General features: G+C 69.9%; 15 protein-coding genes. 8 read left to right on the top strand and 7 right to left on the bottom strand.

Annotated elements, in window-relative coordinates; all coding sequences use genetic code 11:
* Window positions 1-23: 23 nt before the first annotated feature.
* The 6 genes from AC1VNH_RS10585 to mnhG are packed head-to-tail and all read left to right on the top strand — an operon-like array spanning window position 24 to window position 6,258.
* Complete coding sequence (locus AC1VNH_RS10585) at window positions 24-2,927, top strand: Na+/H+ antiporter subunit A (RefSeq protein ID WP_483111319.1); 2,904 nt, start codon at window positions 24-26, stop codon at window positions 2,925-2,927.
* Window positions 2,924-3,463, top strand: coding sequence for a Na(+)/H(+) antiporter subunit C (locus AC1VNH_RS10580; protein WP_483111318.1), 540 nt, complete (start codon window positions 2,924-2,926; stop codon window positions 3,461-3,463). The genes AC1VNH_RS10585 and AC1VNH_RS10580 overlap by 4 nt, the downstream gene beginning before the upstream one ends.
* Entirely contained in the window at window positions 3,460-5,025 is a 1,566-nt protein-coding gene (locus AC1VNH_RS10575) for a Na+/H+ antiporter subunit D (protein WP_483111317.1), read from the top strand. The genes AC1VNH_RS10580 and AC1VNH_RS10575 overlap by 4 nt, the downstream gene beginning before the upstream one ends.
* Window positions 5,022-5,615 (top strand): Na+/H+ antiporter subunit E, encoded by a 594-nt coding sequence (locus AC1VNH_RS10570; protein ID WP_483111316.1) that lies wholly within the window; start codon window positions 5,022-5,024, stop codon window positions 5,613-5,615. Before AC1VNH_RS10575 ends, AC1VNH_RS10570 begins: the two co-directional genes overlap by 4 nt.
* Window positions 5,612-5,881, top strand: coding sequence for an MrpF/PhaF family protein (locus AC1VNH_RS10565; RefSeq protein ID WP_243226241.1), 270 nt, complete (start codon window positions 5,612-5,614; stop codon window positions 5,879-5,881). Before AC1VNH_RS10570 ends, AC1VNH_RS10565 begins: the two co-directional genes overlap by 4 nt.
* Window positions 5,878-6,258, top strand: coding sequence for a monovalent cation/H(+) antiporter subunit G (gene mnhG, locus AC1VNH_RS10560; protein ID WP_483111314.1), 381 nt, complete (start codon window positions 5,878-5,880; stop codon window positions 6,256-6,258). Before AC1VNH_RS10565 ends, mnhG begins: the two co-directional genes overlap by 4 nt.
* A 59-nt stretch (window positions 6,259-6,317) precedes the next feature.
* Here the strand turns inward: mnhG and AC1VNH_RS10555 are convergent, their stop codons facing one another.
* The gene (locus tag AC1VNH_RS10555) at window positions 6,318-6,698 is read right to left on the bottom strand and encodes a winged helix-turn-helix transcriptional regulator (protein ID WP_243226239.1); all 381 of its coding nucleotides are present in this window, start codon (window positions 6,696-6,698) and stop codon (window positions 6,318-6,320) included.
* A gap of 97 nt (window positions 6,699-6,795) precedes the next feature.
* Between AC1VNH_RS10555 and AC1VNH_RS10550 the strand changes: the two genes are divergently transcribed.
* Window positions 6,796-7,650, top strand: coding sequence for an NAD(P)H-binding protein (locus tag AC1VNH_RS10550; protein ID WP_483111313.1), 855 nt, complete (start codon window positions 6,796-6,798; stop codon window positions 7,648-7,650).
* Between the two features lie 58 nt (window positions 7,651-7,708).
* Here the strand turns inward: AC1VNH_RS10550 and AC1VNH_RS10545 are convergent, their stop codons facing one another.
* From AC1VNH_RS10545 to argG, 5 genes are all read right to left on the bottom strand, one after another.
* A complete protein-coding gene (locus AC1VNH_RS10545) occupies window positions 7,709-8,443 on the bottom strand; it encodes an aggregation-promoting factor C-terminal-like domain-containing protein (protein WP_483111312.1) in 735 nt (244 codons plus the stop codon).
* Window positions 8,444-8,844: 401 nt separating this feature from the next.
* Window positions 8,845-10,698: a YhgE/Pip family protein gene (locus tag AC1VNH_RS10540; protein WP_483111311.1), complete on the bottom strand. Its 1,854-nt coding sequence runs from the start codon at window positions 10,696-10,698 to the stop codon at window positions 8,845-8,847.
* On the bottom strand, window positions 10,695-11,324 hold the full coding sequence (locus AC1VNH_RS10535; RefSeq protein WP_483111310.1) for a hypothetical protein: 630 nt from the start codon (window positions 11,322-11,324) through the stop codon (window positions 10,695-10,697). The genes AC1VNH_RS10540 and AC1VNH_RS10535 overlap by 4 nt, the downstream gene beginning before the upstream one ends.
* On the bottom strand, window positions 11,324-11,941 hold the full coding sequence (locus AC1VNH_RS10530; RefSeq protein WP_483111309.1) for a TetR/AcrR family transcriptional regulator: 618 nt from the start codon (window positions 11,939-11,941) through the stop codon (window positions 11,324-11,326). The genes AC1VNH_RS10535 and AC1VNH_RS10530 overlap by 1 nt, the downstream gene beginning before the upstream one ends.
* A 49-nt stretch (window positions 11,942-11,990) precedes the next feature.
* Window positions 11,991-13,433, bottom strand: a complete 1,443-nt coding sequence (gene argG / locus AC1VNH_RS10525; protein ID WP_483111307.1) for an argininosuccinate synthase — start codon at window positions 13,431-13,433, stop codon at window positions 11,991-11,993.
* Between the two features lie 112 nt (window positions 13,434-13,545).
* Between argG and AC1VNH_RS10520 the strand changes: the two genes are divergently transcribed.
* The gene (locus AC1VNH_RS10520) at window positions 13,546-14,337 is read left to right on the top strand and encodes a hypothetical protein (protein WP_483111306.1); all 792 of its coding nucleotides are present in this window, start codon (window positions 13,546-13,548) and stop codon (window positions 14,335-14,337) included.
* A 36-nt stretch (window positions 14,338-14,373) separates the two neighbouring features.
* On the opposite strand, the gene AC1VNH_RS10515 is transcribed toward AC1VNH_RS10520, so the two are convergent.
* Window positions 14,374-15,054: a peptidylprolyl isomerase gene (locus AC1VNH_RS10515; RefSeq protein WP_483111304.1), complete on the bottom strand. Its 681-nt coding sequence runs from the start codon at window positions 15,052-15,054 to the stop codon at window positions 14,374-14,376.
* Window positions 15,055-15,268 lie beyond the last annotated feature (214 nt).

Raw genomic sequence — 15,268 nt, 5'->3', positions numbered from 1 at the left:
CCGACGACCACGAGGAGGCCGCTTTGCTGGTGCTCCTCGCTGCGTTCGCCCTCGTTCCTCTGCTGTTGCCCTGGCTCGTGTCTCGCCTGGGGGCTCGTGCGTTCGCGGTGGCGGCGGTGCTGCCGATCATCGCTTTCGGTCACACTTTGTGGCTTGCGCCGCAGGTTCTGTCGGGCGGCATTCCGTTCGAGACATACGAATGGATGCCGTCGCTCGGCATCGAGCTGTCGATGCGCATGGACATGCTCAGCTGGGTGCTGACGCTCATCGTCACCGGTGTCGGCGCGCTCGTCATGCTCTACTGCCGCTGGTACTTCGCCGGAAAGCGCGAGGGCCTCGGTCAGTTCTCTGCCGTGCTCCTCGCCTTCGCGGGCGCGATGTACGGACTCGTGCTCACCGACGACATCGTCGTGCTGGTCATGCTGTGGGAGATCACGAGCGTGCTGTCGTATCTGCTCATCGGCTACTACCACGCACGTGGTGTCAGCCGCCGTGCGGCACTGCAGGCTCTGCTGGTCACCACCCTCGGCGGACTCGTCATGCTGATCGGCGTCGTGCTGATCGTCGTCGAGGCGGGCACGACCAGCATCTCGACGATCCTCGCCGAGGCCCCGACCGGTCCCACCGTCAACGCCGCACTCGTGCTGCTGCTCGTGGGAGCGCTGAGCAAGTCCGCGATCTTCCCCTTCCACTTCTGGCTCCCCGGCGCCATGGCCGCGCCGACGCCCGTCAGCGCCTACCTGCACGCGGCGGCGATGGTCAAGGCCGGCATCTATCTGATCGCCCGCTTCGCGCCCGTCTACGCGGAGGCCGATCCGTGGCGTCCGATCATCGTGTGCCTCGGCGTGTTCACGATGCTGCTCGGCGGCGTGCAGGCGCTTCGCGAGTCGGACCTCAAGCGCATCCTGGCCTTCGGCACGGTGAGTCAGCTCGGGTTCTTGACCGTCGTGCTCGGCTTCGGCACGAGGGAGGCTGCGCTCGCCGGTCTCGCACTGCTGCTGAGCCACGCTCTCTTCAAGTCGTCGCTGTTCCTCGTGGTGGGCGTCATCGACCGTCAGCTGTCCACCCGCGACATCAACGAGCTCTCCGGAGTGGGGCGGCAAGCACCGACGCTCGCGACCTTCTCGATCATCGCCGTCGCGTCCATGGCCGGCTTCATCCCCACCATCGGCTTCGTCGCGAAGGAGTCGGCACTGGCGGCGTTCCTCGACGACGGATCGGTGTGGGCGACGGTCGCGCTCATCGGCATCCTCATCGGGTCGGCGCTGACGGCGGCGTACGGCATCCGCTTCGTCTGGGGCGCGTTCTGGACCAAGAAGGATGCTGCGGGCGCGCCGCGCGAGCGCACCGAGTGGCCCGACCCGCCCGTCGGCTTCCTCGCGGCGCCCGTCATCCTCTCCGGCCTCACGCTCGTGTCGGGGCTCGCCGCACCCTGGGTCGACACCGCGTTCGCGCGATACGCCGAGCTCGCCCCGGCCGCCGGTGAGAAGGCCACGCACCTCGCTCTGTGGCACGGCCTGGAGCCCGCGCTGTTCCTCTCGCTCGGCACGCTGGCGGTGGGAGCGTTCCTGTTCTGGTTCGCCTTGAAGGTGCGGTGGGCCGAGCGTCGCCGCATCCTCCCGTTCACCGCCGCCGACGCCTACAACGCGGTCCTGCGTCTCATCGCGCGCATCTCGGTGTGGACGACGACTCTGACGCAGCGCGGGTCGCTGCCGGTCTACGTGGGAACGATCTTCGTCGTCTTCGTCGTCTCGCAGGGGGTCACGCTCCTGGCGACGCCGGAGTGGCGCGCGCAGCTGGATGCGTGGCAGTCGCCGACCCAGGTGTTCGTCGCCCCGATCATGATCGTCGCGGGCATCATCGCGGTGCGCGCGCGCAAGCGCTACACGGGCGTCGTGCTGGTCTCGGTGACGGGGCTCGGCATGGTCGTGCTGTTCGCCACGAGCGGCGCCCCGGATCTGGCGCTGACGCAGATCCTCATCGAGACCGTCACGCTCATCGCGTTCGCCCTCGTGCTGCGCCGCATCCCGGCGCGGATGGGCGATCACAACGCCTCGGTCGCGCCCCTCGCCCGCGCCGTGCTCGCGGCAGGCGTCGGTCTCACGATGGCGCTCGTCGCGATCGTCGCGACCTCTGCGCGCGTCGAGGCGCCGATCTCGCTCGCCTTCCCCGAGCTCGCCTACGAGATCGGCCACGGACGCAACGTCGTCAACGTGGCCCTCGTGGACCTCCGCGGCTGGGACACGATGGGCGAGCTCTCGGTGCTCATCCTCGCGGCCACCGGCGTCGCCTCACTCGTGTTCGTCACCCACCGCTCCGACACGCTCTCCGATTTCACCAAGCCGCTGCCCCGTCTTCCCCGCCGTCGTCCGCTGCTCGAGACGTCGGAGGGCCTTCGTCCGCAGGGCGCGGGCGAGAGCGGGCGTCGCGCCTGGCTCGTCGGGGGCGCGAAGGTCAAGCCGGAGAATCGCTCGATCCTGCTCGAGGTCGTCGTGCGGATCCTGTTCCACTCGATCATCATTGTGTCGCTGTACGTGCTGTTCGCCGGTCATAACCTGCCCGGCGGCGGGTTCGCCGGCGGCCTCATCGCCGGCATGGCCCTTGTCATGCGCTACGTCGCGGGCGGCCGCTACGAGCTCGGCGCCGCGGCGCCGACGGATGCGGGGCGCCTGCTCGGGGTGGGCATGCTGCTCGCCGTCGGAACCGCCGTCGTACCGCTGTTCTTCGGCGTGGACCCCCTGACCAGCACCTGGGTCGACGCGACGATCCCCGTGCTCGGCCACGTGGAGTTCGTGACGTCGACGATCTTCGACATCGGCGTGTACCTCGTCGTCATCGGACTCGTGCTCGACGTGCTCCGCAGCCTCGGCGCCGAGGTCGACCGCCAGAAGCTCCAGCTCGAGCAGCAGGGGGCCGGTGCCCGATGAGTGTCTCCGTCGTCCTGATCGCCGTCATGGCCGTGCTCTTCGCGTGCGGCGTGTACGCGATGCTCGAGCGGAGCCTCACGCGGGTGCTGATCGGTTTCCTGCTGCTGGGCAACGCCGCGAACCTGCTGCTGCTCATCGTGATGGGCTTCCCCGGAACCGCGCCCTTCTTCGCGAAAGGCGCCGACTCGGCCCAGTTCTCCGATCCTCTCCCCCAGGCGCTGACGCTGACGGCGATCGTGATCACCTTCGCGGTCTCGGCGTTCCTGCTCGCGCTCATCTACCGCTCCTGGCAGTTGGGTCAGGCCGACACGGTCGAGGACGACGTCGAGGACATCGCGCTTCGCGGTCGTGCGGTCGAGGACGAAGAGGCCATGGAGGACGAGATCACCACCGACGACGCGACGACGGACTTCGTGGATGCGGCGAGTGTGCCCATCACGGTGCTCGGAAGCCTCGACGTGCCCGGCATCCGCGACGACGCGCCGACCGACCGACCGACCGCGAGGCGCACCGATGACGAGGAGGGTGAGCGATGAACGCGTTGGTTCCGCTTCTGGTCACCCTGCCGCTCATCGGCGCAGCCATCGCGCTCGTGTTCGGTCGGCGTCGGCGCGTTCAGGTCGCCGTCTCGATCACGACCCTCACAGCGGTGCTCGCGATCGCGGCGGTGCTGCTCGTGGTCGTCGACTCGGGCCAGCCGATCGCGGTCGCCGTCGGCGGATGGCCGATCCCCTTCGGCATCGTGCTGTACGTCGACCGGCTGGCGGCTCTGCTGGTGGTGGTCTCGAGCGTCGTGCTGCTCGCGGTCCTGCTCTTCTCGGTCGGCCAGGGAGCCGCCGACGGCGACGAGGAGACCCCGGTCTCGATCTTCCACCCGTCGTACCTCATCCTCGCGGCGGGCATCTTCAACGCGTTCATCGCGGGCGACCTCTTCAACCTCTACGTGGGCTTCGAGATCCTGCTCGTCGCGTCCTACGTGCTGATCACCCTCGGCGGGACCGAGTCCCGCATCCGTGCCGGCATCGTCTACATCGTCGTCTCGCTCGTCTCCTCGATCCTCTTCCTCGCCTCGATCGCCATGATCTACGGCGCCCTCGGCACCGTGAACATGGCGCAGATCGCCGAACGGATGGGGGAGCTGCCGCAGCACGTACAGCTCACGCTGCACCTCATGCTGCTGCTCGCCTTCAGCATCAAGGCGGCTGTCTTCCCGCTGTCGTTCTGGCTGCCCGACTCCTACCCCACAGCCCCCGCGCCGGTCACGGCCGTGTTCGCGGGGTTGCTGACAAAGGTCGGCGTCTACGCGCTCATCCGCACCGAGACACAGCTGTTCCCCGACAGCAACGTGAACGTGCTGCTGCTGATCGTCGCCCTCGCCACGATGATCGTCGGCGTGCTCGGTGCGGTCGCCCAGGCCGAGCTCAAACGAATCCTGTCGTTCACCCTCGTGAGCCACGTGGGCTACATGGTGTTCGGGCTCGCGATCGCGACCCCCGCGGCGATCGGCGCGACGATCTACTACATGGTCCACCACATCGTGGTGCAGACGACCCTGTTCCTCGCCGTCGGACTCATCGAGCGTCGCGCCGGGAGCACGTCGATCCTCAAGCTCAAGGGGCTCATGCGCGCGGCTCCCGTGATCGCGGTGCTGTACTTCATCCCTGCCGTGAACCTGGGCGGGCTTCCCCCGTTCTCGGGCTTCATCGGCAAGTACGGACTGTTCGACGCCGCGGCCCAGGTCGGCACCCCGCTCATGATCGTCCTGATCGTCGCGGGCATCGTCACCTCGCTCCTCACGCTCTACGCGCTCATGCGCGCCTGGAACCTCGGATTCTGGCGCGAGGACGACACGGAGGAGCCCGAGGTCGAGGCCCGTGTGGAGTACCTCGGTAACGCCCCGGCCGCCGGCATCCAGACCGAACGCCGCGTCATCCCCCGCGTCATGACCGCGGCCACCGCGGGGATGGTCGCCGTCACGGTGGCTCTCACGGTGTTCGCCGGCCCCCTCTACGACATGTGCACCCGCATCGGCGACGCGCTGCTGCAGCCCGTTCAGCTCGTGCAGCTGGAGACGCAGTCCGGGGAGGTCGATCAGTGATCCGACACCTTCGCGGCCCCAAAGGACTCATCGCCCAGACCTGGCGGCAACTGCCGTTCTTCCTGTGGCTCGTCGCCCTGTGGATGCTGCTGTGGGGTCAGTTCACGGTCATCGCGTTCCTGACCGGACTCGTGGCGGCGATCCTCGTCACCCGGGTCTTCCGGCTGCCGCCGGTGGAGCTCTCCGGGCGGGTCAACCTCTGGTACGGCCTCGTGTTCGTCCTCGCCTTCCTCGGCGCGCTCGTCAAGGGCTCCCTGCTCGTGGCCTGGCAGGTGGTGAATCCTCGGCGCTATCCCGGGGTCGCGGTCATCGCCGTGCCGCTCGCCACGAACGACGAGCTGATCCTCGCGCACACCGCGGTCACCGCATCCCTCATCCCGGGATCGCTCGTGATCGACATCGACCGCGACGAGAGCATCCTGTACCTGCACGTGATCGGCGTGAACTCGGATGCGGACGTCGAGGCGCAGCGCCGCCAGGTGCAGCGCTGGGAGCGGCGGATCGTGCGGGCGGTCGGCTCGCGCGCGCAGCTCTCGCAGGTCGCGCCGGCCCGCAGGGGTGGCGCACAGGCGAAGGAGGCCGGCCGATGAACCCGCTGCTCGTGGCGATCTACCTCGTCTTCGCCGTGGCCGCACTGCTCACGCTCTGGCGTGTCATCAAGGGGCCCTCGATCCTCGATCGGGCCGTCGCCAGTGACGTGCTGCTGACCGAGGTCATGTGCGTGCTGGGCGCCGAGATGGCGATCAACCACCACACCCGCACGCTGCCCGTGCTGCTCGTGATCGCCGCGGTCGGCGTGTTCGGATCGATCTCGATCGCGCGGTTCGTCGCGAGGAAGGACGCGAACCAGCGATGATCGCTCACGTCCAGGCGGATGCGGGATTCCCGATCGATGCCGTCCTCGACACCACAGCTCTCGTGCTGATCCTCCTCGGCGCGCTCCTGTGCCTGACGGCGGCGATCGGCCTGCTGCGCTTCCACGACGTCCCCACGCGCCTGCACGCCGCGACCAAGCCGCAGGTGCTCGGGTTCCTGCTGATCTGCCTGGCGATCGCCCTGTCGGTTCGCAGCTGGGCCGCGGTGGCCTTCCTCATCCCGATCGCCCTCATCCAGCTCGCCACGGCCCCGCTGTCGGCGCACATGGTCGGCCGACAGGCGTACCGCAACCGCACACTGGACGAGGACGCGATGTACGTCGACGAGCTGCGCGACAAGGACACCGACCCGCGCTGAGCCGCTCGGGCGGAACCCCTCCCACGTGTCCGGTGCCCGGCATGAGCCGGGGCGAATCGCTACGCCTGAGCCGGCTCCGACTCCCCCGCCACGATCTCATCGGCGTTCACGGCGATCCACTCCAGCAGCGGCAGCATCCGCGCCATGAGCTCGCGGCCTCGGTCGGTGAGGTGGTACTCGACGTGCGGCGGCACGGTCGGGAAGGACTCCCGCTCGACGAAGCCGTCTGCGGTGAGCTGGCGCAGGGTCGAGGCGAGCATCTTCTCGCTGATGCCGTCGACCGCCCGACGCAGCTCGCCCCACCGAAGGGTGCCGCGCACGAGGGCCGACAGCACGAGCACCCCCCACCGGCTCATGACGTGATCGAGAACGGTGCGCGTGGGGCACGCGTGGGTGAACAATCCCTCGGGCAGGGCCTGCAATTTCACATAACTCACCATGGCGTGGGTACCTTACTCCAAAGTGGGTACCTGACAAAGGGAATGTCCCAAGCGGAAGGTGGGCTTACCCCCACGTACCGGATCGAAAGGACACCCCATGACCATTCTCGTCACCGCCGCCAGCGGACACCTCGGCCGCCTCATCGTTGAAAGCCTGCTCGAGCGCGGCGTCGCCGCATCCGACGTCGTCGCAGGCGCCCGCAGCCTCGACAAGGTCGCCGACCTCGCCGACCGGGGCGTGCGCACGGCCGTCGTCGACTACGACGCCCCCGAGACGCTCGACGCCGCCTTCGCCGGGATCGACCGCGTCGTGCTCGTCTCGGGCTCCGAGGTGGGCAAGCGTCTCGCCCAGCACCAGGCCGTCATCGACGCCGCCGTGGCCGCGAAGGTCGGGGGGCTGGTCTACACGAGCCTCTACCACGCGACGACGAGCCCGCTGCCGCTGGCTGCGGAGCACGTCGCGACGGAGGAGGCGCTCGCCGCATCCGGCCTGCCCCACACGATCCTCCGCAACAACTGGTACATCGAGAACTACGCGCAGGATGTGGCCCGCGCCGCCGAGTCCGGCGTGATCGCCGCCGCCGTCGCCGACGGGAAGGTCGCGGCCGCCGCCCGCGCGGACTTCGCCGAGGCGGCCGCGGTCGTCGCGACGGACGATGCCTACCTCGGGCGCGTGCTGGAGCTCGCCGGTGACGTGGCGTTCGGCTACGCCGATCTCGCCGCCGCCGCAGCGGAGATCCACGGGCGCGACGTGACGTATGTGGCTCTGTCCGAGGAGCATCTGCTCGAGGCTCTGCGGGGTGCGGGGCTGGATGAGGGCACGGCCGGCTTCGTCGCCGCGCTGGATGCGGGTATCGCCGCCGGCGCTCTCGACTCCCAGGACCGCACGCTGTCGCAGCTCATCGGCCGCCCGACGACGTCGCTCGTCGAGGGGCTCCGCGCCGCGCTCTGACGCCGGAACGACGAAGGGGCACCCGCGCGATGCGGGTGCCCCTTCGTCGTTCGCGTTCTCAGTACCAGCTGGTTGCCTGCGAGTGGCCCCACGCCGCGCACGGCGTGCCGTAGGCACGGTCGATGTAGTCCAAGCCCCAGCGGATCTGCGTGATCGCGGAGGTCTGCCAGTCCTCGCCGGCCGAGGCCATCTTCGATCCGGGCAGCGCCTGCGGGATGCCGGTGGCGCCGCTGCCGGCGTTGTAGGCCTGGTAGTTCCAGCTCGACTCACGCTGCCACAGGGACTCGAGGCACGAGAACTGGTCGTCGCCCCAGCCGTAGTTCTCGGCCGCCATCGTGCGAGCCGCTGCGCGAGCGCCGTCCGGCGTGTTCGCCTGCGCGAGCGCGGCGGCTGCCGCCTCCGCGGCCGCCTGCTGCTCGGCGGCGACCTGGGCGTCGTACGCGTTGCGCTCCGCGGTGACGCGAGCGGTCGCGTCGCGCAGCACGGTGATGGAGGCTTCGGCGACCGCATCCGAGAGCTCCGTGGAGGAGCTCAACCGGGCGATCTCCTTGTCGAGCGTCGTGGTGTCGGCCTTGCCTGCCGCGGACGCCGAGACCGAGCGCGCCAGCGTGAGGTAGAGCGATGCGTCGAGGTCGATCGCGCGGGGCGCAGGATCGGCGGGAGGCGTGGAGATCGAGGGGGTCGGCGTGGGTGCCGGGTCGTCGGAGGCTGCGAACGCCGCCGTGGGAACGAGAAGGGGGACGGCCACCAGGACGGCGGCAGCGCTCAACAGGGCGCGACGAAAGCGGGGCATAGGGCTCCAGGGTCAAGCGGCCTGCCTGACGCGGGGCACGGAGAACGCGCGGGCGCGAGTGACGTCGGGGACGATCACGCGCTGCGCCAGCAGGGTGGACTGGCCCCGTCGTCGGGGCTGCCGCCGCACGAGTTCGGGCTCGCGGGCGACCTGGACACCGTAGGGGGGCTTTCTGGACGAACCGTGGCAGGACCCTGGGCGTGCGGTGTATGCGCCCGCATCCGTCCCGCGTCCCACGGCGCGCTGCGGCGGCACCGCTCCGTCGCATCCGCCACCCGCCACACCGCGTCCCGCGAGACTGCATCTCTTTTACGAGATCACGGGTATTGACAGTGATCTCGTACTCGAAATGCAGTCTCGCGGTTCCTGGTCCGAGGAGGACGGCGCGGCGGATGCCGACGCTAGCCGATGAGGGAGGGAGCGAGGTCGCGGAGGGTGCGTTTGTGCGTCATCCGCGTGACGCCCAGAGCCGCGAGCACCAGGGCGCCCAGCATCCAGGTCAGGAGCACCGTGATGTCGCTGCCGATGCGGGCGATGTCGCCGCCGTACATGAGCTGTCTCATCGCATCGACGACGAAGCCCATCGGCAGCACGTGATGAAGCCCCGTCAGCGGTGCCGGAAGAGTCTGCCACGGGAACGTGCCGCCCGCCGTCACGAGCTGCAGCACCATGAGCACGAGACCGAGGAACTGGCCGACCGATCCGAGCCACACGTTCAGCGCGAGGATGATGGCCGCGTACGTCAGCGAGGCGAGCACCATGATGCCGAGGGTTGCCAGGGGATTCGCGAACGTGAAGCCGAGCGCGAGCGACAGGACCCCGAACAGCGCGATCATCTGGATGCCGCCCAGAAGGCCCGGCGTCAGCCAGCCGGCCAGAGTGATGCGGACGGGGGAGTGCAGCGCCGTGACCGCGCGGCGCGAGATGGGCTTCACGATCAGGAAGAGCGCGTAGATGCCGATCCAGCCCGCGAGCGAGGCGAAGAAGGGGGCGAGGCCTGCGCCGTAGTCGGCCGCCGCGGCGACCTTGCTCGATTCCACATCCACCGGATCGGCGATCGTGTCGGCCTGCTGCTCGCGCAGCGCCGCGTCGGAGTCGGGGATCTGCGCGACGCCGTCGGCGAGTCCGCTCGAGAGCTGATCGGCGCCGTCATCCAGCTGGGACAGACCCGCGGTGAGTGTGCCCGTGCCGTCCCGGAGCGCCGCAGCCCCGTTGGCGGCGGACGCCGCCCCCTCCGCGAGCTGCGCGGAGCCGCTCGCGAGACTCGCCGCTCCCTGCGACACCTGGGCGGCGCCGGCGTTCAGCCGGTCGATCTGACTCACGGCGGACTGCACCCGATCGTTCGCCGACGACACATCGCCGCCGAGGGTGTCGAGGCGCGCGAGCACGGTGTTGATCTCGTCGGGAGTGAGTCCGCGCGCGGCGAGCTCGTCGGCGATCGCGGAACGGATGGCAGGCAGATCGTTCACCAGACCCTGGGATGCGGTCGCCGCGCGGTCGGCGTAGCCGTCGAGCGTGGCCGTGCCCGCCGCGACCTGGCTCGCGCCATCGGCGAGCTGTGACGCACCGCCCGCCAGTTGGGATGCGCCGGAGGAGAGCTGGGCCGTCCCGTCCGCGAGCTGGGATGCGCCGTCGCCGAGCTTCTGGGACCCGGCCAGGGCGGATGCCGCGCCGTCGGCGAGCTGGGATGCGCCGTCCGCCGCGGTGACGAGGTTGCCGCGGATGTCGCTGATCGCCGTCAGGAGGCGGTTCGCGGCCTGGGTGCCCACCAGCTTCGCCACCGAAGCACGGATCTTCTCGATCGCCTGGGACCCGATCGTGGAGGCGAGGTAGTTGTTGGCGTCGTTGGTCGCCAGCTCGAGCCCCGCCTGCCGCGGCGAGGTCCCGGCGGCCGACTGCAGGGCGTCGGAGAAGTCGGCGGGGATCGTGACGGTGAAGTCCACCGCCCCGTGCTTCAGCGCGTCCTGGGCGCCGTCGGCGCTCATCCGCTGCCAGTCGAACGTGCCGTCCTTCACGAGGTTGTCGGCGACCTGGTCGCCGTAGTTCGTGGTCTCGCCGTTCTCGGTCACGCCCGCATCCAGCACGACGAGGCCCACCGGCACCTGATCGAGGCGACCGTACGGATCCTGGTTGGCCCACAGGTACAGGCCGCCGTAGAGCACGGGCACGCACATGAGGGCGATCAGGGCGATCACCGACATCTTCGTGGACGTCAGTCGGCGCAACTCCGCCGTGATCATCGCGGGGACCTTCATCGCGCCACCTCCGTCTGATCCATCTCGGCCCGTGCGGCACGGCCCGCGAGCACTGCACCGGCCGCTTGCCCGGCGATCACCAGCACCGCGAGCCCACGGCCGGCGAACTCCTCCGCCAGCTCCCACCACACGTGCGGATCGCCGCCGTGTCGGTCGGGGGAGACGAGTACGAGTCCCTCCACATCCGGGCGCAGCACGGTGAGCTCCAGCAGGATGCGCAGCCGGTCCGCGGGAGCGACGTCGGCGATGGGGGTGCGCGAGATCTCCAGCAGCCCCGCCTCGGTGAGCCACGCCTTGGTCGCGATCGGGTTCGACGGGCGCCCCGCGAACATGAGCTCTTCGGAGACGACGGTGAACACCGTGACGTTGGGAGCAGGATCCGACACGTCGGGCGCGTCGACGAGCGCGACCTTCCGGCGTAGCGCCGCGTTGTTCTCCGCGCCGCCGATCAACACCACGCCGGTGTCGGGCCGCATCCGCCCGCTCGCGATCAGTCCGAGTACCGTCGGGCGCTGCTCGGTCTCTGCGGTCGCGAGTCTCGCGCTGCCGGTCTCGTAGGCGAGGGACACGGGTGCGAGGGCCTGGCCGCCGCGCCCCTTGCTGACGGTGATCGCCTCGACGCGCATCAGTCCTCCTCCGCCAGCTCGGGGTGGGTCTCGAGCAGGGCATCCGTCTCGCGCCAGGAGAGTCCGGCGATACTGAGCACGGTACGCACCGCGAGCCCGCGCGCGTGCGAACTCGCCGCGTCGATTCGGGTGATCACCATGCGCGCGGCCTCCTCGATGAGTCGCGCGAGCGTCGCCGCGGTCACGTCGGTGCGAAGCGTCCCGGCATCCTGTCCCTCGCGCACGATCGCCATCAGGCGGCGCCGGACGGGAGCGAGGATGTAGGCGGTCTGCTCGATGTGTGCGTCGTCGAGCGCGAGGGATGCGGCGACCTGCACCTGCGCGGCCTCGTCCCACAGGCGAGCTGTGAGTCGAGCGAGGGCGAGAGGCGCCGGCTCGTCGGTGATCGTCTCGGCGGCGAGGGCGTTGAAACGCTCGGCCCCGGAGCGGACGAGCTCGGCCACGAGGGCGCCGCGGTCGGGGAAGTGGCCGTAGACGGCGCGGCGGCTGACGCCCGCGGCCTCGGCGATCGAGGCGATGGATGCGTGCGGGTCGCGCGCGATCAGAGAGGTGGCGGCCGCGACGAGCGCCGCGCGGTTGCGCAGGGCGTCAGGGCGCGACGAAACAGCGGTGGGCATGACGAGGAGTCTACGCCCAAAATTGCACAGGCATGTGCAATTTCTCCGATCAGTCGGTTCCGGAGTCGAACGCGGACGCCTCGTTGACCGCATCCGTCGCCTCGGCGAGATCCTCGCGCTCGGCGTCGTACGGCTCGGCGTGCTCGACGATCTCATCCGCCGCACCGCGGCGCAGCTCGCCCATCAGCGCGCCGGTCGCTCCGCCGATGAGCCCGAGGCCCGCGTACTGCTCGAGGCGCGCGCGCGAGTCCTGGATATCGAGGTTGCGCATCGTGAGCTGACCGATGCGGTCGGTGGGACCGAACGCCGCGTCGCCCACGCGCTCCATCGACAGCTTCTCCGGCCCGTAGGACATGTGGGGAGCGGTCGTGTCGAGCACCGAGTAGTCCTCGCCGCGGCGCAGACGCAGCGTCACTTCGCCCGTGATGGAGGACCCGACCCACTTCTGGATCGACTCGCGCAGCATGAGCGACTGCGGCTCCAGCCAGCGGCCCTCGTACATGAGGCGGCCGAGACGGCGGCCCTGCTCGTGGTAAGTGGCGAGGGTGTCCTCGTTGAGGATGGCGTTGACGAGGCGCTCGTAGGCGATGAAGAGCAACGCCATGCCGGGAGCCTCGTAGATGCCGCGGGACTTCGCCTCGATGATGCGGTTCTCGATCTGGTCGCTCATGCCCAACCCGTGACGGCCGCCGATGCGGTTCGCCTCGAACACGAGCTCGACCGGGTCGGTGTACTCGACGCCGTTGAGGGCGACGGGACGACCGCGATCGAAGGTGACCGTCACGTCCTCCGTGGCGATCTCGACGGCCGGATCCCAGAACCGCACGCCCATGATCGGCTCCACGGTCTCCAGCGACACGTCGAGGTGCTCGAGCGTCTTGGCCTCGTGGGTCGCGCCCCAGATGTTCGCGTCCGTGGAGTACGCCTTCTCCGCGCTGTCGCGGTACGGGAAGTCGTGCGCGACGAGCCACTCGCTCATCTCCTTGCGGCCGCCGAGTTCGGTGACGAAGTCCGCATCCAGCCACGGCTTGTAGATGCGCAGCGCGGGGTTGGCGAGCAGGCCGTAGCGGTAGAACCGCTCGATGTCATTGCCCTTGTAGGTGGAGCCGTCGCCCCAGATGTCGACGCCGTCCTCCTTCATGGCGCGAACGAGGAGGGTTCCCGTCACCGCGCGGCCGAGGGGCGTCGTGTTGAAGTAGGTGCGTCCGGCGCTGCGGATGTGGAACGCGCCGCAGGCGAGGGCCACGAAGCCCTCTTCGACGAGTGCGGTCTTGCAGTCGACCAGGCGCGAGACCTCGGCGCCGTACTGCAGCGCACGGCCCGGGATCGAGGCGATGTCGTCCTCGTCGGGCTGGCCGAGATCTCCCGTGTAGGTGCAGGGCACGGCGCCCTTGTCGCGCATCCACGCGACGGCGACGGAGGTGTCGAGGCCCCCGGAGAACGCGATGCCGACGCGCTCGCCGACGGGCAGGGACTGCAGGACCTTGGACATGCTCTCGATTCTACTGAGCCGACGGATGCGGCCCGCGCCGCCGGTGCTGTGGACAACCCGTCTGCCGCGGCGGCGAGGGGAAGACTGGACGGCGAGGAGTAGGGGGAAGTCCATGTCGTTCGATATTGCCGTCTTCGATCCCACGGGTGCGCCGAGGGATGTGTACCGGCTGCAGGAGTGGTTCGACGCGCAGATCGGCACGGCGCCCGCCGCGTCCATCGCCGCCTGGGAACGCGAGATGCGTCAGAGCTTCCGCGGCTACGAGGACGCTCCCGAAGAACTCCCGCCGGGCGGTCGCTACGCCGACTACGGATCGGCCGGGCACACGGCGGTCCTGTCCTGCGCGTGGGATGCGGCCGATGAGCTGGAACCGCTCGTCTGGGCGACGGCGGCGCGCCACTCGCTGGCGGTCTGGGCATACAGCACCGCGGCCGACCGGGTGTGGTGGCCGCCGACCGAGAGCTTCGACGACGCGCCGCATTCGGGGCTGGTGCTTCGCACCGAGACGCTGGGTACGCACGATGACCCGTCGGACGCGCTCATCGCCGCCGCCGTGAGCTGGATCGACGACGCGCACGGGCCGGGCTACGTCATCCTCGAGTCGTCGTCCGGGGATTACGCGCAGACGGCCGGAGGCCGTGCGGGCCTGACCGTCGAGTGGCGCCGACAGCGCCGCGGCCTCGCCCGCATCCGCGGCTTCTGGCACGGAGTCGCGGCGACGGATGCTGACACGTCCGGCCCCGACATGCGACTGGCGCGATTCCGGGCGAGTCAGTCGATTCTCGCCAACGAACTGCTCGGGGTCGATGACGCCCGCCGCATCCTGATCGACTTCGCGCACGGCGAGCAGCCCACCGCGGTGTACGCCTGGCACGACATCACCGACACGTTCACGAAGCGCTGATCGCGCCCGCTTCCCCGCTGACGGATGCGGCCGCGCTCAGCCGACGGTCACCCCGGTGATCGTGACCGGGGTCTTGGGCTTGCCGTCGGCGCCGCCGCTGTCCGTGCCGGCCGCAGCGATCTGCTGCACGACGGCGGTGCCGGCCGCATCCATGTGTCCGAACACCGTGTAGTCCGGGCTCAGCTGGGTGTCCTGGTAAACGAGGAAGAACTGCGAGCCGTTCGTGCCCGGGCCGGCGTTGGCCATGGCGACGGTTCCCGCAGGGTAGGTCTCGGAGCCGTCGAGCTCGTCGGCGTAGCGGTAGCCGGGACCGCCCATTCCGGTCGCGGTGGGGTCGCCGCACTGCAGCACGAAGATGCCGGAGGTGGTCAGCCGGTGGCAGTTCGTGTCGGTGTAGTAGCCCTGGGTGGCGAGGGAGACGAAGCTGTTCACCGTGCAGGGGGTGCGGTCCGCATCCATGCTGATGGGGATGTCGCCGGCCGAGGTCTGCAGGGTCACGGCGACGGTGCCGGTGACCGCGGGCTCGGACGGCGGGGTCGTGACCTCGCGGGCGGCTGCGCCACCGGCGGAGTAGGTGCAGGTGCCGGCCGTCTGCGCATCGGCGCTCGAGGGCGTGCTCTGCGCGGTGACGGCGGGGGCGGGGGCCGCGCTCGCGCATCCGGACAGGAGGGCGAGGGCGGCGACGGCGAGGGGGAGAGCGAGGAGTCGGGCACGCATGCAGTCAGCGTATCCGTGCGCATGGGATGCGTGCGGTGCCACCCGCATCCCGTGCCGGTCACGGGGCGTGCCAGTGGGTGGGAGCGGGCGCTGCCGCCACACTTCTGCGCAACCGCGACAGTCCTTTTCAGGCGCAGTTGCGCAAAGGTGTGGCGGTTGCGCAACTGCGACGCAACTCGGGCAAAGGACAGGGCCCGAGCGGGGCGCATCGCGG

The organism is Microbacterium sp. KU4F (assembly GCF_056868075.1).
The sequence above is the reverse complement of the archived record's forward strand: the minus strand, read 5'-3'. Positions and strand labels throughout refer to the sequence as shown.

Bases quoted from the DNA above. Each gene is read 5' to 3' on its own strand.
- AC1VNH_RS10580 (WP_483111318.1), top strand. From the start codon at position 2,924: ATGAGTGTCTCCGTCGTCCTGATCGCCGTCATGGCCGTGCTCTTCGCG.
- AC1VNH_RS10575 (WP_483111317.1), top strand. From the start codon at position 3,460: ATGAACGCGTTGGTTCCGCTTCTGGTCACCCTGCCGCTCATCGGCGCA.
- AC1VNH_RS10565 (WP_243226241.1), top strand. From the start codon at position 5,612: ATGAACCCGCTGCTCGTGGCGATCTACCTCGTCTTCGCCGTGGCCGCA.
- mnhG (WP_483111314.1), top strand. From the start codon at position 5,878: ATGATCGCTCACGTCCAGGCGGATGCGGGATTCCCGATCGATGCCGTC.
- AC1VNH_RS10555 (WP_243226239.1), bottom strand. From the start codon at position 6,698: ATGGTGAGTTATGTGAAATTGCAGGCCCTGCCCGAGGGATTGTTCACC.
- AC1VNH_RS10550 (WP_483111313.1), top strand. From the start codon at position 6,796: ATGACCATTCTCGTCACCGCCGCCAGCGGACACCTCGGCCGCCTCATC.
- AC1VNH_RS10545 (WP_483111312.1), bottom strand. From the start codon at position 8,443: ATGCCCCGCTTTCGTCGCGCCCTGTTGAGCGCTGCCGCCGTCCTGGTG.
- AC1VNH_RS10540 (WP_483111311.1), bottom strand. From the start codon at position 10,698: ATGAAGGTCCCCGCGATGATCACGGCGGAGTTGCGCCGACTGACGTCC.
- AC1VNH_RS10535 (WP_483111310.1), bottom strand. From the start codon at position 11,324: ATGCGCGTCGAGGCGATCACCGTCAGCAAGGGGCGCGGCGGCCAGGCC.
- AC1VNH_RS10530 (WP_483111309.1), bottom strand. From the start codon at position 11,941: ATGCCCACCGCTGTTTCGTCGCGCCCTGACGCCCTGCGCAACCGCGCG.
- argG (WP_483111307.1), bottom strand. From the start codon at position 13,433: ATGTCCAAGGTCCTGCAGTCCCTGCCCGTCGGCGAGCGCGTCGGCATC.
- AC1VNH_RS10520 (WP_483111306.1), top strand. From the start codon at position 13,546: ATGTCGTTCGATATTGCCGTCTTCGATCCCACGGGTGCGCCGAGGGAT.
- AC1VNH_RS10515 (WP_483111304.1), bottom strand. From the start codon at position 15,054: ATGCGTGCCCGACTCCTCGCTCTCCCCCTCGCCGTCGCCGCCCTCGCC.